Consider the following 21,539-nt stretch of genomic DNA (forward strand, 5'->3'; position numbering starts at 1 on the left):
GTGCGACACGCTATTGAAGTGCGCGGCCTAGACAACAGGTTTGGAACCCAGCAGGTCCATCAGGACCTGGACCTGGACGTGCGACGCGGGGAAATCCTTGGCGTGGTGGGAGGATCAGGCACCGGGAAATCCGTGCTCTTGCGTAGCATCGTCGGGCTGCAGAAGCCGCATTCGGGCGTGGTCCGTATCGGGGGGCGCGACCTACTGCGAGCCCAATGGCTTGCACGCGCGCGTATGGAGCGAAGGTTCGGCATTCTGTTCCAGAAGGGCGCGTTGTATTCATCGCTGACCGTCTTGGAGAACGTCGCTCTTCCTTTAATCGAGCATGTCGGTCTGGCGCGGCCTCTTGCCGAGCGTTTGGCAAGAAGCAAGCTGGGCTTGGTGGGGTTGCCTGCCGGAGCGGGAGACAAATATCCGGCCTCGTTGTCCGGAGGCATGGTGAAACGAGCAGCACTGGCGAGAGCCTTGGCGCTTGATGCGAACATCCTGTTTCTTGACGAACCCACCGCAGGACTGGATCCAATCGGGGCTGCATCTTTCGACCAATTGATTCTGACCCTGCGCAATGCACTGGGTCTCACGGTGTTTCTGGTAACCCACGACCTCGATACGCTGTACACCATATGCGACCGTGTCGCGGTCCTGGCGAACCAGAAGGTACTCATCAACGACGGCATCGAGGCAGTCGAGCGATTCAAGCACCCGTGGATACAGGAATACTTTCACGGCCCCCGTGGCCGTGCGGCCGCACAGGCCACTGGTGCTTCCAGCCAAGAGACGCAGCCATGAAACCCTTCCGCATCTGCATCATTCTTCCGTCGCGCACGCATTGGGCTGGGCGCACGCAATATTTACACTCTGAAAACGAGGTGGTCTGATCATGGAGCCACGTGCCCATCATGTATTCATTGGTCTGTTCGTCGTGCTGCTCGGTGCGATTGGTATCGGCTTCGCGCTCTGGCTCAGCGACACACGTTCCGACCACGATTACCAGTATTACCGGATCATGTTCGATGAGCCAGTGACCGGGCTTACGCCCGGCAGCCAGGTTCAGTACAGCGGAATCACGATTGGCGAAGTCGTTGCACTTTCTCTTTCGCCGCCTGACCCAAGGCGGGCGATAGCGCGCGTGCGTATCAATGCCACCATCCCGGTCCGGCAGGATACCCGCGCTGAATTGGTCATCACGGGAATTACCGGCAACGCGGTGATCGAGTTGAGCGACGGTGGGCCAAACGTGCCATTGCTGGATCGGAAAGAGGACGAGGAACCGTTGATCCTCGCGCCACGTTCGGCGATGGCATCCCTGGTCTCCGGCGAGGGTAACAGCATGACGACACTCAACGGCATCTTGCTGCGCACGCAGGAGTTACTGTCGAAGGAGAATTTGGCTCTTGTGCACCGCAGTCTAGTGAATCTCGAACAGACTACGGGCGCGGTCGCTGACCAGAGGGCCGAGATCGCGACGTTAATCAGCAATCTGACCGAAGCAAGCAGAGAATCGACAGCTGCCGTGCGCCAAGCAAATAGCACTCTTCGCGATGCCAACCTGCTACTAAATAACGATGGTAAGCAAATCATGGTGAACACGCGTGATGCAACGGCATCCCTCGAACGCGCCGCTTTCAGGGTTGAGACGCTACTGCAAAACAATCAGGAATCGCTGAACCAAGGCATGGCCGCCACAGGCCCTGCCATGCACGAACTCCAGCAGGCGCTGGCCAATCTAAACACCGTGCTGCGCCGACTGGATCGCAATCCGGCGCAATACCTGCTCGGTGGAGAGAACATTGAGGAAACCAAGCCGTGAACACTTCCGCCAGGATGATTCCCGTCGCTGCCGCGACTATGACGCTAGTACTCGGCTTGTCCGCGTGCAGTGTGCTTCCCAAAACAGCTCCAATGGTCACCTACAAACTGCCCGACTATCACATCGCCCAGGCGGAGAGTACGCCACGCGCCGTTCCTGGACCTGGGGCGCTGCGCGTCTACGCCCCTGAGAGTAGTCGCGTCCTGGATTCGGAGCGGCTTTTCATTGCGCAGCCCGATGGTCGCTTGTCGGCTTGGCAAGGAGTGCGTTGGGCCGACCCCGCACCGGTGCTGCTACGCGACCGAATCGTCGAAGCCTTCATGCGCGATGGGCGGTCGACTTCGGTGATTACCGATAGCACGCCAATGAGCGCCGATATGGAGTTGCGCAGTACGCTACGGGCGTTCCAGCTCGAATACCGCGGCACTGAAGCGATCGCCGCGGTTCGGGTTCGGCTCGATGTGCAACTGGTCGATCCGGCCAAACGGACTGCTATTGCCAGTAGACGCTTCGAAGCAATCCAAGCTACAGGCAGCAAGCGAGAGGCAGATGTGGTGAGCGCGTTCGGTGTCGCGACGGACGTGTTGGCCGGGCAGATCGTTGAATGGGCAGTTCAGGTCGGGGCAGCGCGTTTGCGAGTTGCACCGGAATCGGCAAGCAACCATGCACCCACAGCGTCGGCGATAAGCACAGACTAGTCGCCTTAACGGAGCACAGAAGCTAGGGCCAGAACGCTGCTCGACACCTTAACTCGGTACGACAGCCTACGGCCCCTATCCAATCCCAGGACCTCGTTGCCGTCCAACCTCCCATGACACACCGCCGCCGCGTACAGTCGCGGCGATCTGCTGCCCCAGTCGTGGCTCGATTATCGGCCGCCAAGGCACCAGACTGAACCCCATGCCGTCATCGAGCAGCGCATAGCGACCGCTGGCGAGAATGACCGAGCGCCGGTAGATGCCGGCTACGCGCTGCCCGTCTGTGACGTGCCGATGCTCCAACCCACTATCGGCGGCAATGTGCTGGGCGGCCTGCGCCAGCTCCCGATTGCGCAGCGTTTCCAGCAGATTCCGGGAGAGAATCACCCGCTGCCCACGCCGCTGGGCCAGCCCCTGTTCTTCGAGGAAGTCGGCGCGCTGCTGCAAGGCTTGCTTGGCATCGCCACCAAAGCCCAGGTCGCCCAATCCCCGGCCGCCGCCGATCAGTTGCTGGTCGAGCCAGGTGGCGCCGATCACGCGGGCCTGCCGCTCGATCGGCAGGTGAGATTTCAGGTCCACGGCCACGCCGCCCAGTCGCTGCGCATCGTACTGGCGCCCACGCTCGGATAGGTCGTCCGGCACTTTCCATAGCCCTTCCGCCACGCGCTCCACGATGCCGGCCCGGCGCAGGGCTTCCAGCCGTCGGACGTGGGCCGCGACGACTTCCTGCGGGTCGCGGCCGGGCTTGGCTCGGCCTTGCTCGATCGCCAGGTGATGATCGGTACGGTACAGGCCATCGCTCGCCAGTGCGGCGATGTTCTTGTCCGCCGCCCGTACCTCGGCGGAACCACGCACCTCCACCACCGCGCCGGTGGGGTAGCTCGCCAGTTCGTCGCGGGCGTTCAAAGCGACGTAGTGGGCCTTGCCGTCCACGCCGTCGATGACCAGATAGCCGCGGTCGTGCAGCTCGTCGGCCAGCCCCTTGGCGGCCACGCGGCCGACGAGGGTACGGCCGTCGTCGGCCGGCTCGAATACCGCCAGCTCGCGCGGCTGGCCGCTCATGGCGCGCTGCATGGTGCGGATGATGTCGCCACGCTCGCCCAGGGCACGCAGGGTCTTCTCAGCGTCGGCATGGATGGCCCAGGTGCTGGGCTGCACCTCGTCGGCCAGGCCGAGCCGCTGCAAGCGTTGCAGCCGGCCGATCAGTAGCAGGCGCTGGCGTTGCAACGTCGGTTCGTTGAAGCGTTCGATCCGCACCCGGTCATCCTCGCCGACCTCGCGCTGCAACGTGCGGTCGAGGCTCGTCCACCGCTCTTGCTTCACCTCGCGCTGCCAGGTCTGCTGGATCTCCAGTTCGGTGCGCGGCCCCAGCCATTCCGTCGCCAGCTCGGCGGCGCGATGGCGGAAGCCGTGGGCGATGTAGTCGCCCGCGATGACGAGGTCTCTGCCGGTATCGTCGCGTCCGCGCACGATCAGGTGCGTGTGCGGGTTGTCGGTGTTCCAGTGATCGACCGCCACCCAATCCAGCCGCGTTCCCAGGTCGGCCTCCATGCGGTTCATCAGGTGCCGGGTGTAGGTGCGCAGGTCGTCCAGCTCGGCTCCGTCTTCCGGGGAAACAATGAAACGGAAATGGTGTCGGTCGTCCTGGCAGCGTTCCTTGAAGGCATCGAGGTCGGCATGGTCGGTCTGCGGCCCGTAGGCACGGCCCGGCTCGCCGTCCCGGCCGGCACCGTCGCGCTCGATGTAGCGCAGGTGCTTGGCGAGCGACTGCGGGCTGGCGTTGCGCTGGTTGACCAGCAGCGTCTTGACGGTCACGCGCCGTGACATGGGTGTCAGCTTTGCACCTGCGAAGCGCGCTGCCGTATGGCCGCGCCCAAGCCGTGAGCCGGGCCGCTGGCCCGCGTGCTGGCCGCTCCCGCCAGCGACAGGACGGCGCACCGCCGACTTGCCGCCGCTGGCTTTGCCAGCCCGCTTGAGCACCTTGGAAACGAAGCTCTGGCCCTGGCCTTTGCCTCGGTTCTTCGGCGCGCCAGGGCGCACCCGGAAATCGTCGTCGCGGCGGTCGGTCATGGCAGCGCCCCTGGCAAGCTCCGGCGTCTCCGGGCGTGCGAAGCACGCGGACATGCCTGCATTGGCGCGGGCCTCGCGCCCCACGCGGCACGGCGGCAAAGCCGCTCCGTGCCGCGCCACCCCCATGTGCAGACAGGCCTTCGACGCGGCCCGGTGCCGCGTCCTTTTGTCTTGCCTTCCGCCTTTGCCCCTCGCTCCCGCTCCGGGCATCGGCGGCCCGGCGGCGCTGCTGCACCAGCAGCCAGCCCGCCGGCGAACACGCCAATGGCCGCAGGCCAGGCGCGTTCGAGGCAAGACGCCTGCACGTTGGACGGCTGCGCCGAAGGCAGCGCGAAGTGCGGTGCGAATGCACCCGCACTGCACGTGCGATGACAAGGCGACGAACAGTAGAACGACATGCCCGATGGCACGATGAGAGGCGCGGCAAAGTGCAGCGAATCGGCGGCCATCATGGACGTGTCTCCAGCCAGATCGGATGCGCAACGCCGATCGCGGTGGATGCACTGACCGGCCCGAAATAGCGGCTGTCGAACGACGCTGGGTTGGTCACGCTCAAGAGGAACAGTTCGCCCGGTTCGAGACGGCGGCAAAGCTGCAAGGATGGCAGCGGTCGGCCCTGCCGGTCGGCAGGCAGGGCGGCGGCCACCGGCACGCCGTCGATGCGAACCTGGCCGGCGACGATGCAGACGTGTTGTGGCGCGACTGCGCCCACACGTTTGAGCAGCGGAACGCGGGTCGGTAGGTAACTGCGCTGCGCAGCCAGCATGGCGGCCCTGTCGGGCAGCGGCACCAGCACGATGCTGTCCACGGACAGCGGACGTGGCCGCGAGGCGGTGCGCGGGTCGAACGGTTCGATGCGATACCAACCGACCGCCACGCTGTCGGACGGGTTGTAGGCCATTCGCGGCAGGGGCTGCACGAACGCAGCCCAGGCCAGCGCAGCGAGGCCGACGGTGGCGAAGCCTGCCAGCACGAGGCGAGTGCGCAGGCGCGAGCGAGGATGCGGCACGGGGCCGGTCGTGGAAATCGTGGTCATGGCAATGCCCTCCCTGCCAGCCAGGCGGCGTGCCGTTCTGTGGTGTATGTGGGTAACGCCGAGCGCGCTGCGAGCCGGTTCGCGAGCGTGCGCCAGTACGCGGGCGATGTGTCTGCGGCTGCGATGCCCAGCGCCTCGATGTCGTCGATGCGTTCCAGCACGGCGCGAACGTTGGCATCGCCTTCGGCGTGCAACAGCAGACGCGCGCCCGGCTGCACGCCGGGGATGCGTTGCACGGCGTCCAGCGGCGTGGCGGTCTGCATCACCATGAGCTGCCAGCGGATCGTGCCGTAGTCGTTGGCCTGCCAACGGATGCGGCACAGAACCGCGTTCGGCAGGAACACGGCGCAGCGCCGCCAGCGGTCGAGCTGGAGCGTGCGCGCCGGTTCGCCGAAGCGCAGGTAGAGCTTGAAGCGGGGTTCGATGTAGGTCAGCGCCACGCGCGTCAGCGGCACGTTGCCGGCCTGGCCGGCGAGTGTCGAAGGCGCCGGCGGCGGTGCAGCCGTGGGCGCACTTGCTTTGGGGGTGTGGGCGGTCGAAGCGGATGCGTTCACGGCGTGCCCTCCGGGGGAAACTCCCGCTCCAGCAGGCTGCGCAGCAGTTCGGCTACGGTCACGCCTCGCGTGAAGGCCGACACCTTGATGCGCGCCCGCATGGCGGGCGTGATGTCAAGCGTCAGTCGAGCGGTGTAGAGGTCGCCTTTCTGCAAGGCATCTGCGTCGCCCTGGCGAATCCACGCTTCGGCGTGCGGATTCGCTGGGGGACGTACACCGATGCCGACGCGCTTGCTGCGTGGTGATGGCTTTCCAGTCATGTCGGCCACCGCAGCAGTTCGTCGGTGAGCGCGGCGATCTCGCGGGCAGCGGCGCTGTCGGGCGCGGTTTCGCGGGCGAGCCGGCCAGCGGCTACGCTGTCGGCAAAGACGATGCGCTGGTGGATCTCCGAGCGCAGCGCGGGCAGCGGCTGTTCGGCCAGCGATTGCCGTGCCTCCCTGCCGATGATGGTGGTGCTGACGCGCCGGTTGATGACGAAGGCCGCGCGTAGCGCTGGCCGGAACACCTGTGCTTCGCGGATCAGTGCGACCATCTCGGCAGAAGCCCATACGTCGTAGGGGCTGGGCTGCACGGGGATCAGCACGCGCTCGGCCGCCAGCAGCGCGGAGCGCGCGAGGGCGGCGATGCGCGGCGGGCCGTCGATGATGATGTGATCGGCCCGCCTGGCGAGTTCTGGCGCTTCCTGATGCAGCGTTTCGCGGGCAAGGCCCACGGCGCTGAACAGACGGGGCAGGCCCTGCTGGCTACGCCGCTGCGTCCAGTCGAGCGATGACCCCTGCGGGTCGGCATCCAGCAGGATGACATGCAGGCCGCGCATCGCCAGTTCGCCGGCGATGTGCGTGGCGAGCGTGGTCTTGCCGACGCCGCCTTTCTGGTTGAGAAACGCGAAGATCATGGCGCGGCCCTCCGAGCTGGAAAGCCGGCCTGGGCGTGCCATTTCGTGGTTGTCCACCGAAACGGCGCGCTTCTACTAAAAGTTATGTATTTCTTGTTAGGTAAGTTAGAGGGAACGCAAACCCGCGCCGTTGTTGGCTTTCCGGCGTTTTCGTACTCCTGATAGCACGAGGGTCGTACTCCTGATAGCACGATACCCGGTACTCCTGATAGCACGAGGCCGTCCACAGGTTCTCCCGCAGTTATCCCCGTGCCGCGTGCGGCACGGGCCGGAAGGTCAGCAGCTCGGTGTTGTCGTCCGGCATCCGCTCGATGCCGAGGACGTAGCCGGGCAACGACTGCCGCGCCACCAGGGCGCGCACGTCGTAGGCGAAGTCCGAGAAGCGGGCCGCGCTGCCGGATTTGCGGTACAGGTGTCGGAAGTCGAATTGCCAGCCGTGCTCCTGCCGCCCGCCATGCTTGCGCACCAGGCGGTACAGCCAGCGTTCGATACCGCCTTTCAAGCGGAAATAGGCCGGGTCGATGGTCAGCACCAGGGCGGCGTCGAGCACGCCGGCATAGAACCAGTCCGGCAAGATCAGCTCGATGCCCAGCGGGGTGCCGCTGGCGTCGGCGAGTTCCTTCCACTCGTTGATCCACGAGAAGCGATGCAAGCGCCTTCCCGTGGTTTCGCGGATGGACGTGGCCACCGTGGTCGATTGCAGCCGGTCGAGGGCGGCCTTCAGGCGCTGGTAGTCGTTGAGGGACGTGCCGCGCCCGATGAAGCGCAAAATCTCGTAAGGCGTGGCGCGTATCCAGCGCGACGGGCGCAGGCCCGCGTCGCGCGCCTCCACGATCTGCGAGGCGGCCCATATCAGCACGTCGGCATCCCATATCGTTGCGATGCCGTGCTCCTGCGTGCCTTCCACGCGAATGGTGACGTTCCCGCTGCGGAAGTCGATCGGCGCCGTGCGCCGCGACTTGGCAAGCGAGAAGAACGGAAAGGCCATCAAGTCCTGGGAATCGCGTGGCGCCATGTCGCCCGGCAGCGCTCGGAACAGATCGAGCTGTTCGCGCTGCGGCAAGGCTTGCCCTGGCGGGCTGGACATGGCGAAGGCCACCCACGCGCCGACGATCAGCGGCCATCACGGTAGTCGCCCGCGTGGCGCTCGGCGTATTCGGGATCGGACGTGGCCTCGTAGCTGCGCTGGTCGGCCCAGGCATCGAGGTCGGACACCGCGTACATGACGCGGCGGCCGAACTTGCGGAACTTGGGGCCGCCGCCGATCACCCGCTGCTTCTCCAGCGTGCGCGGCGACAGCCGCAGGTAGTCGGCGGCTTCGTCGTTTGTCAGGTAGCGTTGAGGCTGCGAGGTCGCAGTGACGGCAGCGGCGGCAGGCCGCGAGGGAGCAGGTCGCATGGGATGTACCTCCATCAAGCCCGGCCACACCACGCGGCCGGATAGAGGCACTCTCAAGAAAGCAAGGCTTCTTGCTAAGGGACGATTCGCACGGGTCGAGAAACGTCCCCCCTAATGCGACGGGAACATTGGAAGCTGCGCTAGTCGGCGGTAGCCGCCGTGCATCAGCTCATCGCCGCGGCGTACCAGCCGCCGCACGCGGGCACGCAATGCACTGTCTTTGTGCCAGTCGGCCGCGACGGCATCCGCGCCGAACAGACCTTCGGCCACTTCGCGCAAAGAGGCTCCCGCGAGGGTCGCGTCGAGCGCTTGCAAGGTATGCAGTTCCAGCAGCGCGGCGGGCGTGGGGCGAGAGCGGGCTGTTGCCACAGGCGCGGCCACGGTTGCGGCAGATAGCGCATCCAGCTTCGCAGCGAGCGTGCGGTAGCGCGCACAGGGCGTGGCGCAGGCGCGTGTGGCGTAGAGATAGGCCGAGCCATCTTCTAGGTCGGGTGCGAGTGCGAGCCGAACGCAGCAGCCTGGCCAATGCGATACAAGCACCAGGCGCTTGCCGTCGTGGGTCAGTTGCTTGCGCCCAGGAATGCGCCAGAACTCGAAGGTATGCGCATCGGGTGGTGGGTCGGCGTCGGGGTATAGCTGCACCACGCCGTCGTGATCGGGGAACCAAGCAGGATGTGCATCGCGCGCATCCAGGCCGGGATCTTCCAGCAGGCGCAGGCCCCAGGCCTGCGCCGCATCTGGCTTGCGACGCCGGCGTAGCCAGTCGCGCCGGTAGCTTGCATTCCTGCGCAAATACTCCCAAGCCAGCGCTGGGCCATCGAGGTGCAGCGTGTAGAGATACGCGGCCGTGGGATACCAGTGTTGGCTGCTGCGGTCAGTCATGGCGAAACCTCCCTGTTTCTGGGAACGTCGCCACAATTCCGCTGTGCGGGAGCTATCGAATCGCCATCAAGTGGTCATCAAACTCGGGTTACGCTTTAACTGCTGGTGTCAAGACAGATTCGCTCCAGTGCATTGCCGAAATCGTCTAAATGCGACGACTGCACCGCCCGGAAATGGGGTGCAGCATTGAACACCGTGCCGAATCTCGCGCCTGGCATCATGACTGTTTTGGTCAGGAGCGCACCACCCTGGTGCAAGCATGCGGATCAAGACTTGCCAGGTCTTGGCTAAGACCGAAATAGTCACAATGCGATACTTTTTGCCTGGTCGCGCTGGAATGCGTCAATCGGTGATCGAACCGTTTTCCTGAGCCAGTCGAACGTATTCCGACAGCGGCCGCGTCGGCTGGAAGTACCGATCTCGTATCACGGGCTGCTTGAGCGGCCCGACGATGGACGCCAGATCGGACAGCTTCACCGTCGCCAGGGCAGGCATCCCGATCCCGAGGTCGATCAGGCCGTAGGCCGTATCGCCATCGGTCGGATCGAGCGCGGCCAATAGCCAGGTCGCATGTGCGTCCGGTGTGAACAGGCGCACCACGGGCAGCGGGTCACATTCCTGGCCTGCGGCGCGGGTGAGGCCGTGGGCCAGTAGGTGCACCCGGTCTTCCTCGGTGACAAGCGTGGTCAAGGCCGCGCCCCTTCCACGAACACACGCAATCGCCGAGGCGCATCTGTGCCTGCGGACGGATGCACGTATGCGCAAGCGCACGAAGCCGCAAAAGCGGAGAGGCACGAAGGCGTATTGGTGGAAGTCAGGAAAGACACGGACGCGGTTCCCTGGGTCTGAGGAAATCCGCAGATGCGGATCTCCGTAAAAGCACGGAAAAGGAAAACATCACCACCAAATGAACACTATAGATTGTAGTCCTATAGGGCGCAATGGGCTGTCATCTTGGTTTTTTGGGGAAACCATAGGTGGCAGCGAAGAACTCATTGGCAGCGGCGATTCGGACGGTAAGGAAGGCGCGTGGTTTGAGCCAGGAAGCGTTCTCCAACGTGTCCAGTCGCACCTACATGAGCACGCTGGAGCGCGACCTGAAAAGCCCAACCATCCAGAAGCTGGCCGATCTGTGCGAGGTCATGGAAGTGCATCCGCTCACGCTGCTCACATTGGCTTATGCCGGTGACAGCACCCGCGAAGCTGATGAATTGCTGGCACAGGTGCGCCAGGAACTCAGGGCGATATTGGAAGAGCCCGACACGCCGTAGCGCGTTGGCGTGTGGTACTGAATTGCAGCAAGCGGAGCGCGCAGCGCCGCAGGCGCGAAGGCGTGAGGGATTGAAGCCGGATGGCCGTGACGGCTTGCCGGCACGGGGCGAAGCCCGAAAGCCCGGCGGCGCTTACAGCGCCGACACGCCACACACCGCTCGTTGACACGGATTGCGAGCCACAAGGCACGCATGCAGGCCCGCGGTGACGGGCGTATCCAGCACGCGGCAGCAGCAGAAATCCTGCGCGTGCGGTGCTGCGATCAGCAGCATCGCGCCCCGCCGCAGTGGGCGGGACGCGGTAAGCGGCTGTCAGGCCGCCTTCGGCTTGTTGCGCGACCAGATCAGGTCGTGCGTGCCGTCCTCGTTCTCGATCAGGCGGGCATAGACCGTCGCCGGGAACGAAGGGTCGTCGATGGATACGGACAGGTATTCCCGCCCGGCCTCGCTGGTCTTCTTCCACGCTGCGCCGACTTCGTGGCCAGCCGCTTGCAGGTGGAAGTCGGGGGCGTTCTCGGTGTCGCCCTTGTCGTTGGGAACCAGCTTGACCTTGACGTTGAGCGTCAGGGTGCGAAGCGTGCCGGTGAAGCCGTCTTTCTCTGCGGTGAAGGTGCCGATGTTAGCCATGATGTTTCTCCTTTCGGGTTGAACAAGGTCGCGCCAGTGCGTCCTTGTTGTGATCCGGCCGGCGGGGGATGGGCTGGTCGCACCGCGCAGCGGTCGCAACAACGTGGAGAACCTGGAAGCGAAAAGAATTTGTCCCGCGAGGAATGCGCGCAGCGCAGGGGAAATTGTTTTCGCTGCAAGGTTGCGGCCATGAAGCCCAAGGCGCAGCCGCGCCACCGCCAGGATTCACAACAAGACAAGGACGCACAGGCCGCCCGCTCCCGAATGGAGACGTGGCCAACTCGGCATCCCCGCGTGACGGCTGCACCGGCTTGCGCCCTGACGCGGGCCAGGTCAATGCCCCGACGACAAGGCCAGAGCGCCCCTGCCGCAGCTCACGGCCACATACTGAGGCGTGGTGTGGAAGCTCCATAGAAGCGAGGCTGGGCGGCGTGTCGGTGAACCGTCTTTCGTGACGTACAGACAACGAACCGCCAGCGTCGGGGACGGCACGCTTTCGTGCAACCTGCCGCAGCAAGCCGGGGCGTAGCCACACCAGCCCCGCCCATTGCGGCGGGGCTCGGTCGAATCGTTGGCGGCGCGATGCGCCGCCACACTTGCTGGCTTCGTGGATTTCGCGCACGAGCGCCCTTGTGCGTGGCCCCATCGCCGCCGACCGAAGGCGGCGATGGGGCTTTTTTTTAGCAGTGAAACCGGGCGCGGCCACCGCCGCGCCCGGAGTTTTCGACCACCGGCCCCAAGGCGGCACGGCTTGGGGCCGGTGCGGCTCGTTATTTCTTGGTTTCGATGATCCACCACACGGCGCGCGGCAAGGCGCGGCCCGTGAGGGGATGCAGATCGGTCAGGTCGGCGCGGGCCGTCCAGCCACGCGGCGGACGGTAGCCGCGCACGTCGCCGTCGCCGTGCCAGCGGCGGGCGCGCACCGTGCCGGAGGCATAGGTCGCAGCCATACGGGGGCGGTTTGCGGGTTGGTGGGTCATGGCAGGCATCCTCAATATGAAGCGCCCCGGCCGGAACCGGGGCGCTATCTACGGTGCGAAGTCACGCGGCCAAAGCCTCGGCCTGCGGCTGGACATCCGCCACGGCGGCCGCTTCTTCCTGTGCTTCGGCTTCGCCATCCGCCGGCGCGTCCTGCCCGGCCTGCTGCGGGCCTTCGGTGCGGAAGATGGCGGGCATCCAGCCGGTGCCAGCGGCGAGCCGTTCGGCTTCGCTGGCAATGTCGCCCTTCTTCAACTTCGCCAGTCGGGTGACGTGCGAGGGCGCGAACCCGCCAACGGCTTCCAGAATCGCGGCCTTCGGCACATGCCGGAAGTAACCCTCATTGGTGGGCTGCCACCACGCGGCCATATCCAGCCCCACGGCCTGCGCCAGTTCCGCGCCGGGCTGGTGCGGCGTGGCGCGAGGCGTCACCACGTCCACCGTGGAAGCTAAGCACACGGCCAGCAGCCGCACCAGTTCATCCTGTGATTTCGCCAGCAGCGCGGCGAACAGTTCGGCGCTGTCCTCCGGCAAGGTTTCGCCTGCCACCTGTTGCAGTTCGCGCAGCGCCACGGCGGCGGGTGATTCCGGCCAGTCCGGGGCCATGCCTTCCAGCCGGTCTTGCACCGTGAGGCGCACGCCCAGCGGCAGGTCGTGGCCGTAGTGGCTTTCCTGCAAGACGGTCTGCACCATGCCATGCACCACGGCGGCCAGCGCGGCTTGCGGATGCCGGGCCACTTCGATTTGCAGCGCGGCGGTACGGTGCGCGCTCAACCGCTGCGCCAGTCGGTCGGACATGGTGGCGGTCTTGGGCTGCTCGTCGTCCTCGCCTTCGTCCTCGTTTGCGGCTTCGCCTTCGCTGCCGAAACCCTGCCGCAGTCGTTCCAGCGTGCGCAGCGCCTTGGCTTCGGCTTCGCGCAGCAGCCCGCGATGAATCGCGGCCTGCCCGTCGCGGTCGATGGTGACGATGGCACCGGCTGCGGCCTTCACATTGGCCGCATAGTCCAGCAAGCCTTCTTCCAGCGCCTGCAACTGCTCGCCCAGGCGTTCGCCTTCTTCCTGCAAGGCATCGGCCTTTTCTTCGTCTTCGTCGTCCAGCGCGGCATCCACGGCTTCGGCCAGTTCGTGCAGCTTGGTTTGCAGCTTCTCGATGCGCTGCGCGTCGCGCTTGTTCGGACTGCGGCGTTCCCTTGGCGCACGCTGGAAGGCTTGCAGATCGGCATGGGTCATGCCCGGCGTGGCATCCACCCACGCCCAGCCCTCGGCCTGCACCTTGGCGGCGATACCTGCCAGCTTGTCCTGCGCCAGCCGTTCCAGCAGTGCGGCATCGGTCAGATACACGCCTTTGTCGCCCTCCGCGAACAGGTCGCGGCGGATGCCACCGCCTTCCTGCTCGTAGCCGTCCAGCCCGACAAAGCGCACCAGCGGATGCCGGTAGGCGTCGATTTCGCGTTCGGTCAGACGGTCGCGCAGGTTGTGCGGGCTGCGCTGCCATGTCGGCGCATCGTAGAACGCGGCTTCCTGCGCGGCGTGGTCGTCGGTGATGGCAAGGGCCATCAACTGGTCAAGGCTCACGGCCTCGGCGCGATAGTCGGCCAGCAGGCGCGGCGAGACGTTGGCGAGTTTCAAGCGGCGCTGCACCACCAGCGGCGTGACGGAAAAATCCGCTGCGATATCCTCGATGCTGCGGCCTTCGGCCACCAGCGCGGCGAACGCCTCGAACTGGTCGGCGGGGTGCATGGCTTCGCGCTGCACGTTCTCGGTCAGGCTGGCCGTGCGTGCGGTGCCATCGGCCACCTGCAGGCAAGGCACCTCCCATTCCTTGCTGATGCGGTGCTTCTTCGCCAGCAGCTTCAACGCTGCGAGGCGACGGCCACCGGCCACGACTTCGTAATGCTCGCCGTCGGCGGCGGCAATCACGATGAGGTTTTGCAGCAGGCCGACACGCTGGATGCTGGCGGCGAGTTCGGGAATGGACATGCGCGGGGTCTTGCGCACGTTGCGGCCAGTGGGGCGCGACACCAGCCGCGACAGCGGAACCAGAATCAGGTTCTTGGTCGGGTCAGCGGCTTCCAGCGGGATAGCGGCGGCGGTGTTGATGGCGCGGGCTTCGGTTTGGGTAACGGCGTTCATGGTGATAACTCCTATCGGTTCAGGAATGCAGCAGCGAAGAAAGCGACAAGGGCTGCTGCCTGCCCCTGCCGCGTGGGGATTCAGGCTTTCAACTGGCGCATGCCATCGGCCAGCAGCCAGAGGGCGCGATTCAGTCGGATGTTTTGGTCGATGCCCTGCACCGGGCGGGTTTGCTGTCGGCGCCCGTTGGCGCTGCGGCCACGCAGCCCGCCTTGGGTCAGGTTTTCTTGGGTGCGGTTGAACACGCTCCACAGGTCGGGGCGGCGGTCGTCGAAGCGGCGCGGCATCAGGATTTGCGATTCCGTGATGGGCGCGGGCTTGTCGGGGTCGTCGTACTTGAGGGCGAGCGCGGCGCGGGCGAACACTTCGGATTCGCCATCGTCCAAGGTGATGCCGCGCATGGCATCGCGCGATTCCTTCACCCGATCGAAACCGCTCAAGACTTCGTAAGCGCCCTCAATGACCAGACCGGCCACGTCGCCTTTATGGGGCACTCGCACATCGGCCACGGTGTTGCCGCAAACAAGGCCATTGCTGCACACGAACCGGAACATTCCGGCCAGCATCTGATAGCTGCTGGTGCCGTCGTGCGAGTTCAGCAGCACGATTTCGTTGGCCTCCGCGCCGTTGATCTGGCTGGCATGGCGCAAGCGAATCATGTGTTTGGTGTGCTCGCGCTTGCCTTCGTCGCGCACGCGGGTTTGCGTCACCATGAAAGGCTGGAAGCCTTCTTTGCGAAGCTCGGTCAGCACGGCGGCGGTGGGGATATAGGCGTACCGCTGCGAACGGCTCTCGTGCGGGGCATCCGCGAAGATGGACGGGGCCACGCGGTGAATCTGGTCGTCGGACAGCGGGTAATCGCTGCGCAGCGAGGGGGAGCGGAAAGCGAAACGGGATGCGAGTTGCATGGTCTTTCTCCTGACAAAAGAGGTTTGCTGTTCACACCGCACACCGGATTTCTAGATTCGGAGCCCAGCCTTTCGGCTGTTTGGTGCGGTCGGCACGAGGAACCCGGTTGGCCCTGTTGCCACCGTCTTTCCTGAGTTCATCGCCCGCGGCCAAAGGAGCGCGCGGACGGGGGCCGTCAAGGAGCCAAGCGCAGGGTGGGTGCGGCCCGCAGGCGCAGCCGAGGACACGGCCCTGCGCGCCTTGACGGCACACGGGCGCGGGCTACGGTCGCGGGTAAGGTGATGAAGTCAGGGGAGACGGCTGGACAAGGCAACGGCCATCCCTTTGTGCTGACCGCACGCAAGCGAAGCGCGCAGGCCCGAAGCTGGAAGCCGGGCCGTAGGCGTCAGCGATGCGGAAGGCTGGCGAAGCCAGTCCCGCCAGGGATGAGCGACTAGCGAACCTGGAGCAGCGCGATCCGCGAAGCGGAGACGCAAGAGGACTCTTCGTTTACCATTTGTTTCGCAAGCTAATGATGGGAAAGCAAGAACACGGAGATCTAGAGATGATTGTCTGCATCAACCGCCTCAAACAGTTCGGAATCTTCAGCGACTTCAATGGAACGAAGATCCAAAAGTTCGGCCGGTACAACCTGGTCTATGGTTGGAATGGAACAGGCAAGTCAACGTTATCGAATCTATTCTCTTGCTTTGAGCTTCGCTCGATGGTTCCCCGCTTCAGCACGGGCCAATTTTCAGTAGTTCTGGAGGATGGCTCAACGATCACGGAATCCACACTCCACTCATCCCAATTGAATATTCATGTTTTCAATCAACGCTTCGTGCATGAGAACATTGATTGGGACAAATCCGTAAAGAGCATCCTTCTTATTGCGAAAGAGAAGATTGATGACTTGCAGAAGCTGGAGAAGCTGAAGAGCGAGCTTCAGTCGAAAAAGAAGGCTCACGACGACAAGCAAAGCGATATCAAGAAGCAGCGTGAGGCATTAGAGAAGTTCCTGACCAATGCTGCCAAGAAAATGAAGCTTGGACTTCAGGCGATTGATACGAGCGACAGTTATTACTTGAATTACGACCGCCGCAAGCTCTCCAACTTCATACAGAATAACGGCGAGACAATTATCAAGGCGGAGTCGGTTCTTCCAGATGAGAGGGTTATCGACCTTACGAATGCCGCCAAGCCAGATCAGCTTCCAAGCATTGCTTTCGCCTCAACGGCCATTGAGCCGGACTACTTTAAGAAAGCGGCGGGCCGCATCAGAGATTTGATTGGGACTACGGCGGTCAATCAAGCAATCCAGCGGCTTACCGATAACCCGGACATCCGCGAATGGGTTCAAGCAGGCTTGGAAATCCATAAAAACCACGACTCGCAATCCTGCGAGTTCTGCGGCTCTCCGTTCGCCCAGCTTCGTGCCGAGGCGCTTGCTGCCCACTTCAGCAAGGAGTTCACGGAGTTTCAGAGCCGACTTCAGAATGCGGCGACATGGATTGAATCTCAAGGCGCTCCAGCTAATCAGTTTCCCGCATCGACCGAGTTTTATAAAGAACTATCGGCCGAGGCAGAAAAGCTTCAAAAGGACTACGCAACTGCTGCTGAAAAGATCGACCAGCAAATGGACGCCTGGCGGGAAGCCCTGAAGGCCAAGATCACAGACCCTGGGAAGACAGACATTCAGATCTCGGATGTGGTTGAAGACGATGTCACCAATTTCAATGACATCCTGAAGTCGATTGTTGCTCTCGTTGGAAAGCACAACAATAAGACTTCAAATTTCAAATCTGAGACCTCAAAAAGCAAGGTGGCACTGGAGCTTCACTTTGCTGCGGCTGAGGTGCAAGAGTTTGACTATGCTGGAAGTGAGAAGAAGTGCAATGACCTTGAGTCAGAAGCAAAGAACGACCATAAGGAAATTGAAAAAATTAGTCTAGAGGTCGGAGCCATAGAAGCGGCGCTCTCGAATGAAACGGTCGGGGCAAAGGAGTTCAATGACATCCTGCATCGCTTCATTGGCCGCTCTGAGCTTTGCCTGAACTTCAATCAGAAGAAGAAAGGCTATGAGATCATCAGAAACGGGGTTGGTGAGCACGATGGGAATTTGAGCGAAGGTGAGAAGACTGCGATTGCATTTGTCTATTTCATCACGAAGCTCAAAGAAAATGGAAATAACATCAAGGATACGATCGTCGTCGTTGACGATCCGGTCTCAAGCTTTGATTCTAATCACTTGTTTCACGCCTACTCGTTTTTGAGAACGCAATGCACTGAAGCCAAGCAACTTTTTGTGCTGACTCACAACTTCACTTACTTTAAGCTAGTGAGAGACTGGTTCACTGGCACCAATAGGAATCGAGTCAAAAAAGGCAACGCCGAGAATTGCTTCTTTTATCGCCTGGATGCGCCACCTGGCTCCCCTCGTCACTCCCTACTTGTGGATGCCGACGACTCACTCAAGAACTACGGTTCCGAGTACCACTATATCTTCAAGAAGCTTTACGAATATAGGGCGCACACGACACTCAATCGAGATGAGGCGTTCTTGACCGCCAACCTCGCCCGAAAGCTTGTTGAATCGTTTTTTACCTTCAAATATCCAAGGCGGCGAAGCGACATTAGTCAATTGATGGAGGCTGGCCTAAAAGATTGCACCATCACGACACCAGAGCTTAAAGAAAAAATCTACCGCTTTATCAATAAGTATTCACATAGCGACGTTATTGAGATAACAGAGGAATCCGCAGAAAACTTGGCAGGCGAAAGCCACAGCGTCATCGGGAACATCTTCCAGTGGCTGGAAGAGGTGGACAAGAAACATTACGACGAGATGATTCAGGTTGCGACGGCCTGAGCATCAGGCCGCGAGGGCCATAGCTATGCCACCAGGCGCAGCAAAAAGGGGCCGAAGCCCCTTGGGCTAGATCAGCCCATGCTCGGCGAACGATGCCGTTTCGTTGCCCGCAACGATGATGTGATCGAGCACGCGCACGTCCACCAGACCCAACGCTTCCTTGAGCCGCTGGGTCAGCGCCCGGTCAGCCGCGCTCGGCTCGGGGTTTCCGCTCGGATGGTTGTGCGAAACGACGACCGCCGCCGCATTGAGCCGCAGCGCCTCCTTGACCACTTCGCGCGGATACACCGACGCACCGTCAATAGTGCCGTGGAACATCTCCCTGTATTCGATCAGACGATGGCGCGTATCCATGAACAGCACTACGAACACCTCATGCTCGAAGCTGGCCAACTTTGTACGCAAGTATTCCTTGACCGCCGCCGGCGAAGTGAACTCTGCTCCGCGCTGCATTTTCCGGTCAATGACCTGGCGCGCAGCTTCCAGAATGTCGTCGGCCGATGCCGGTAGATAGCGCCCGTGCGCGTCGCGCACCAGCAGACAGGAATCGAACGAGGGAAAGGACAGTTGCGACATGATCGTGCTCCGGTTGCTCGGGCGGAATTGCCCGGAACCGGCGGCAGCACGGCGCAGCGCAAGCAGTCAGGGGTCGCAGACGGCCGCCAGGACGCAAGCGCGCATGGCGCGCGCCGCCCTTGACGGCGAGAACGCCGTGATACGGTGAAGGGAACAGCAAGACCGCCCACACCCGCCCACTGCACAGAGTCGATTTTTGGCAAGCGGAGCGCGCAGGCCCGGATCAACGAGCCGGGACGGAGGCGTCAGTGATGGAAGCCCGACAGGGGCGAGACTCGCGCAGCGAAGCTCGATGCGCAGCACGACAGCGCGACGGCGGCACGCCGGGACGCCCGACTGCTTGGGACAGGACTACTCGTTGTCCGTCTTGCGCTGCTCGATTTGCAACTGCGCCCGTTGCGTTGCCTGTTGCAGCCGCTCCACCAGCACGCCCCTCGGCGGCAAGGCGGTCAGATACTCGGCAACGTGGATGCCGGACTTGTCCAGCTCCAGCAATTCGATCTGCTCGCGCTTCTTGCCGGTGCAAAGGATGATCCCGAGCGGCGAGGCTTCCTCCGGCTCCCGTTCGTGCTTGTCTAGCCACCGAAGGTAAAGCTCCATCTGCCCTTTGTAGGCCGCCTTGAAGTCACCTACCTTCAACTCCACCGCAACCAGCCGCCGCAGCTTGCGGTTGTAGAACAGAAGGTCAAGGTGGAAATCCTCGTCGTCGATCGGAATGCGCTTCTGCCGGGCGACGAATGAGAAGCCCGCGCCCAGCTCCAGCAGGAAGGACTCCATTTCACGGATGATCGCCGCTTCCAAGTCGCCTTCCTGCCAAGTGTCCCGCAGGCCCAGGAAGTCGAGGATGTACGGGTCGCGCATGACCAGGGCCGGCGACATGCGCTGCGCATCGCGCAGGGTCGCCAACTCCTGCGCTATGGTTTCTTCCGGCTTTTGGGAAAGCGCCGTGCGCTCGTACAGCATCGAGTCGATACGCTCGCGCAGCGTCCGCACGCTCCAGCGTTGGGTGCTGGCCATCTGTGCGTAGTAGTCCCGCTGGAGCGGGTCTTTCAGCGGCATCAGGGCGATGAAGTGCGTCCAGCTCAATTCTCGTATCAGTGATACGAGAATTCGCTCGTCGGGGAAGGTGGCGGCGAACTGCACCATGCGGCGCAAGTTCTGCTCTGCAAAGCTGCTGCCGTACTCCTCCACCAACTGCGCAGCCAAGGTGGGCAGAACTTCCTTGCCGTAGGCGCCCCGGCGCCTGTCCAAGACCTGCGTGTGGATGCGTTGGCCGATGCGCCAGTAGAGCATCGTAAGCTCGCTATTCACCGTCGAGGCGGCGCGCTTGCGCGCCGCCTCGATCAGTGCCCGAATGTCGCCCAGCAGCGCCGCGGGCGCTGCGAGCGATGCTGCTGATGGCCGGCGCCCGTTCATGCCACCGCCTCCGCAAGCTGCCGCGCGCCCGTGATGGCTTGGCGGCGGCTGGCCACCAGCTCGGCCGCCTCGCGCACCGGCTTGTCCTCGGTGTGGACGTAGTGCATGAACATCGCCACGGTCTTGTGGCCCGTCAGCTTCATTCCCACTTTGGTCGGCACACCGGAATTGGCAATGTCGGTGGTCGAGCGATGACGGATGCCGTGCGTGCCTACGTGCGGCACGCTGGCGGCCTTGAGCGTCCGGCACCAGCCGCCATAGTGCTCGCCAAAGGTCAGGTGCTTGGCCGGGTCGTTCGGCGACGGCAGGACGTAAGGGCAGCCTTCCAGACGCGGCGCCGTCGAAAGCAGCCGATAGGCTTCCTCGCTCATGGGCTTGGAAATGCCGCCAACCTTGCTGTCGGGCCACACCACGCGCCGGTTCTCGAAGTCCAGCCAGCTCCATTCGAGCGGGCAGATTTCGGAGCGCCGCGCCGCAAACTCGAATTGCAGCCGGATCGCCAACGGGATGACGTAGTTCTCCAGCCCCTCCGCCTCCAGTTTCTCCAACTGGCGGAAGATCCGCACCATTTCCTCGTCCACGATGAGCCGGGTTTCCTTGCCCGGCGGGTACATCGGGACGTGGCGGCACGGATTCGTACCGTCCGGGCGGAAGCCCCAGACTTCGGCCAAGTTGAACATCTTGCGCAGCACGCCGAAGGTCTTGTTGGCCTCGGTCGGCTTGTAGGCCAGCTTTTCCATGAGCCCCGCAATGTCGGGCCGCTTCACGTCATGCACCTTCTTGCGGCCCAGCAGCGGGATGATGTTGCGGTCGATGACGCCCTGGTAGCCGTCCTGCGTGCTGACCTTGTTGCGCTTCTTGGAGTAGTCCTCCATGAACTTTTTGCACAACTCGGCCATCGTGGGCGCCTTGCGCGCCTCGGCCTTGGCACCGCCGGGATCACCACCCCGGCGAACCTCGGCCAGCCAGTCCTGCGCTTTGACCCGCGCCTGTTCGACGGTTAGCTCCCCGTAGAGTCCCAGCGAGGGCTTGCGGGGCTGGCCAGAGTTCGTGCGGTACTGGAGCATGAACACCCGGCGTCCCGTCGGGGTAATCTTGCAAAGGAAGCCGGGCACGACGGTATCCCGTAGTTCGATGTCCTTCGCCTGGGGTTGCGCCGACTCTACGGCGGTCTTGGTGAGCTTGATCTTTGCCATGATGACTCCTTGGAACGACCCGGATTCCAGGAGCCAGATAGGAGCGGCGCGAGGGAGAACCGGGTCAAGTTTCAGAAAGCACCGGCATATGATGGACGCGCGTAAGCTATTGATAAACCTGTTGTATCGGGCTACGTCGCAGTCCAGCGAACTACCGGGCTGGAGTCATCGTGAAACAAAAAAAGGGGGCCCGCCAGTTCAGCAACGAGCCGGAGTTATACGTCAAATAGTTGCAAAAAAAA

Annotated in this window: 21 protein-coding genes; 5 read left to right on the forward strand and 16 right to left on the reverse strand. The window is 63.2% G+C overall.

Annotation, left to right across the window (positions count from 1 at the left end; all coding sequences use genetic code 11):
* The 3 genes from SK33_RS24085 to SK33_RS24095 all read left to right on the forward strand — a co-directional run bounded on the left by SK33_RS24085 (position 1) and on the right by SK33_RS24095 (position 2,508).
* Entirely contained in the window at positions 1-789 is a 789-nt protein-coding gene (locus SK33_RS24085) for an ABC transporter ATP-binding protein (protein WP_028689679.1), read from the forward strand.
* A gap of 91 nt (positions 790-880) precedes the next feature.
* Positions 881-1,810, forward strand: a complete 930-nt coding sequence (locus tag SK33_RS24090; protein ID WP_016487833.1) for an MlaD family protein — start codon at positions 881-883, stop codon at positions 1,808-1,810.
* On the forward strand, positions 1,807-2,508 hold the full coding sequence (locus SK33_RS24095) for an ABC-type transport auxiliary lipoprotein family protein (RefSeq protein ID WP_016487834.1): 702 nt from the start codon (positions 1,807-1,809) through the stop codon (positions 2,506-2,508). The genes SK33_RS24090 and SK33_RS24095 overlap by 4 nt, the downstream gene beginning before the upstream one ends.
* Positions 2,509-2,583: 75 nt before the next feature.
* Here SK33_RS24095 and SK33_RS24100 read toward each other — a convergent pair whose 3' ends face one another.
* The 9 genes from SK33_RS24100 to SK33_RS24140 form a co-directional block, all read right to left on the reverse strand.
* Positions 2,584-4,578, reverse strand: coding sequence for a relaxase/mobilization nuclease and DUF3363 domain-containing protein (locus SK33_RS24100; RefSeq protein WP_016487835.1), 1,995 nt, complete (start codon positions 4,576-4,578; stop codon positions 2,584-2,586).
* A 448-nt stretch (positions 4,579-5,026) separates the two neighbouring features.
* Positions 5,027-5,614: a S26 family signal peptidase gene (locus SK33_RS24105; protein WP_006379345.1), complete on the reverse strand. Its 588-nt coding sequence runs from the start codon at positions 5,612-5,614 to the stop codon at positions 5,027-5,029.
* Complete coding sequence (locus SK33_RS24110) at positions 5,611-6,168, reverse strand: DUF2840 domain-containing protein (protein ID WP_006379346.1); 558 nt, start codon at positions 6,166-6,168, stop codon at positions 5,611-5,613. Before SK33_RS24110 ends, SK33_RS24105 begins: the two co-directional genes overlap by 4 nt.
* Complete coding sequence (locus SK33_RS24115; protein WP_022652187.1) at positions 6,165-6,428, reverse strand: hypothetical protein; 264 nt, start codon at positions 6,426-6,428, stop codon at positions 6,165-6,167. Before SK33_RS24115 ends, SK33_RS24110 begins: the two co-directional genes overlap by 4 nt.
* Positions 6,425-7,063 (reverse strand): ParA family partition ATPase, encoded by a 639-nt coding sequence (gene parA / locus SK33_RS24120; protein WP_003092312.1) that lies wholly within the window; start codon positions 7,061-7,063, stop codon positions 6,425-6,427. The genes SK33_RS24115 and parA overlap by 4 nt, the downstream gene beginning before the upstream one ends.
* Positions 7,064-7,304: 241 nt before the next feature.
* Positions 7,305-8,162 carry a replication initiator protein A gene (locus SK33_RS24125; RefSeq protein ID WP_003092315.1) on the reverse strand — a complete coding sequence of 286 codons (858 nt, stop codon included), beginning with the start codon at positions 8,160-8,162 and terminating at the stop codon, positions 7,305-7,307.
* A gap of 14 nt (positions 8,163-8,176) precedes the next feature.
* Entirely contained in the window at positions 8,177-8,461 is a 285-nt protein-coding gene (locus SK33_RS24130; RefSeq protein ID WP_001247107.1) for a helix-turn-helix transcriptional regulator, read from the reverse strand.
* 111 nt (positions 8,462-8,572) lie between these two features.
* Positions 8,573-9,343: a DUF2285 domain-containing protein gene (locus tag SK33_RS24135; protein WP_006379424.1), complete on the reverse strand. Its 771-nt coding sequence runs from the start codon at positions 9,341-9,343 to the stop codon at positions 8,573-8,575.
* 342 nt (positions 9,344-9,685) lie between these two features.
* Positions 9,686-10,033: a DUF2958 domain-containing protein gene (locus tag SK33_RS24140; protein WP_016487838.1), complete on the reverse strand. Its 348-nt coding sequence runs from the start codon at positions 10,031-10,033 to the stop codon at positions 9,686-9,688.
* A 287-nt stretch (positions 10,034-10,320) separates the two neighbouring features.
* Between SK33_RS24140 and SK33_RS24145 the strand changes: the two genes are divergently transcribed.
* The gene (locus SK33_RS24145; RefSeq protein WP_006379425.1) at positions 10,321-10,614 is read left to right on the forward strand and encodes a helix-turn-helix domain-containing protein; all 294 of its coding nucleotides are present in this window, start codon (positions 10,321-10,323) and stop codon (positions 10,612-10,614) included.
* Positions 10,615-10,926: 312 nt separating this feature from the next.
* On the opposite strand, the gene SK33_RS24150 is transcribed toward SK33_RS24145, so the two are convergent.
* From SK33_RS24150 to SK33_RS24165, 4 genes are all read right to left on the reverse strand, one after another.
* Positions 10,927-11,241, reverse strand: coding sequence for a DUF736 domain-containing protein (locus SK33_RS24150; RefSeq protein WP_001273857.1), 315 nt, complete (start codon positions 11,239-11,241; stop codon positions 10,927-10,929).
* Positions 11,242-12,011: 770 nt separating this feature from the next.
* Positions 12,012-12,221 carry a hypothetical protein gene (locus SK33_RS24155; protein WP_016487839.1) on the reverse strand — a complete coding sequence of 70 codons (210 nt, stop codon included), beginning with the start codon at positions 12,219-12,221 and terminating at the stop codon, positions 12,012-12,014.
* 61 nt (positions 12,222-12,282) lie between these two features.
* Entirely contained in the window at positions 12,283-14,352 is a 2,070-nt protein-coding gene (locus tag SK33_RS24160) for a ParB/RepB/Spo0J family partition protein (protein WP_006379606.1), read from the reverse strand.
* A gap of 80 nt (positions 14,353-14,432) precedes the next feature.
* On the reverse strand, positions 14,433-15,260 hold the full coding sequence (locus SK33_RS24165; protein ID WP_003092327.1) for a DUF932 domain-containing protein: 828 nt from the start codon (positions 15,258-15,260) through the stop codon (positions 14,433-14,435).
* Positions 15,261-15,652: 392 nt separating this feature from the next.
* Here SK33_RS24165 and SK33_RS24170 point away from each other — a divergent pair, with 392 nt between their 5' ends.
* On the forward strand, positions 15,653-18,109 hold the full coding sequence (locus tag SK33_RS24170) for an ATP-binding protein (RefSeq protein ID WP_016487840.1): 2,457 nt from the start codon (positions 15,653-15,655) through the stop codon (positions 18,107-18,109).
* Between the two features lie 66 nt (positions 18,110-18,175).
* Here the strand turns inward: SK33_RS24170 and radC are convergent, their stop codons facing one another.
* The 3 genes from radC to SK33_RS24185 all read right to left on the reverse strand — a co-directional run bounded on the left by radC (position 18,176) and on the right by SK33_RS24185 (position 21,297).
* Positions 18,176-18,685, reverse strand: a complete 510-nt coding sequence (radC, locus tag SK33_RS24175; protein ID WP_016487841.1) for a RadC family protein — start codon at positions 18,683-18,685, stop codon at positions 18,176-18,178.
* A gap of 351 nt (positions 18,686-19,036) precedes the next feature.
* The gene (locus SK33_RS24180; protein ID WP_016487843.1) at positions 19,037-20,101 is read right to left on the reverse strand and encodes a PDDEXK nuclease domain-containing protein; all 1,065 of its coding nucleotides are present in this window, start codon (positions 20,099-20,101) and stop codon (positions 19,037-19,039) included.
* Positions 20,098-21,297 carry a tyrosine-type recombinase/integrase gene (locus SK33_RS24185; protein WP_014603550.1) on the reverse strand — a complete coding sequence of 400 codons (1,200 nt, stop codon included), beginning with the start codon at positions 21,295-21,297 and terminating at the stop codon, positions 20,098-20,100. Before SK33_RS24185 ends, SK33_RS24180 begins: the two co-directional genes overlap by 4 nt.
* Positions 21,298-21,539: the final 242 nt, after the last annotated feature.

The sequence above is a fragment of the Citrobacter sp. MGH103 genome (assembly GCF_001034475.2).
Lineage (GTDB): Bacteria > Pseudomonadota > Gammaproteobacteria > Enterobacterales > Enterobacteriaceae > Citrobacter > Citrobacter freundii.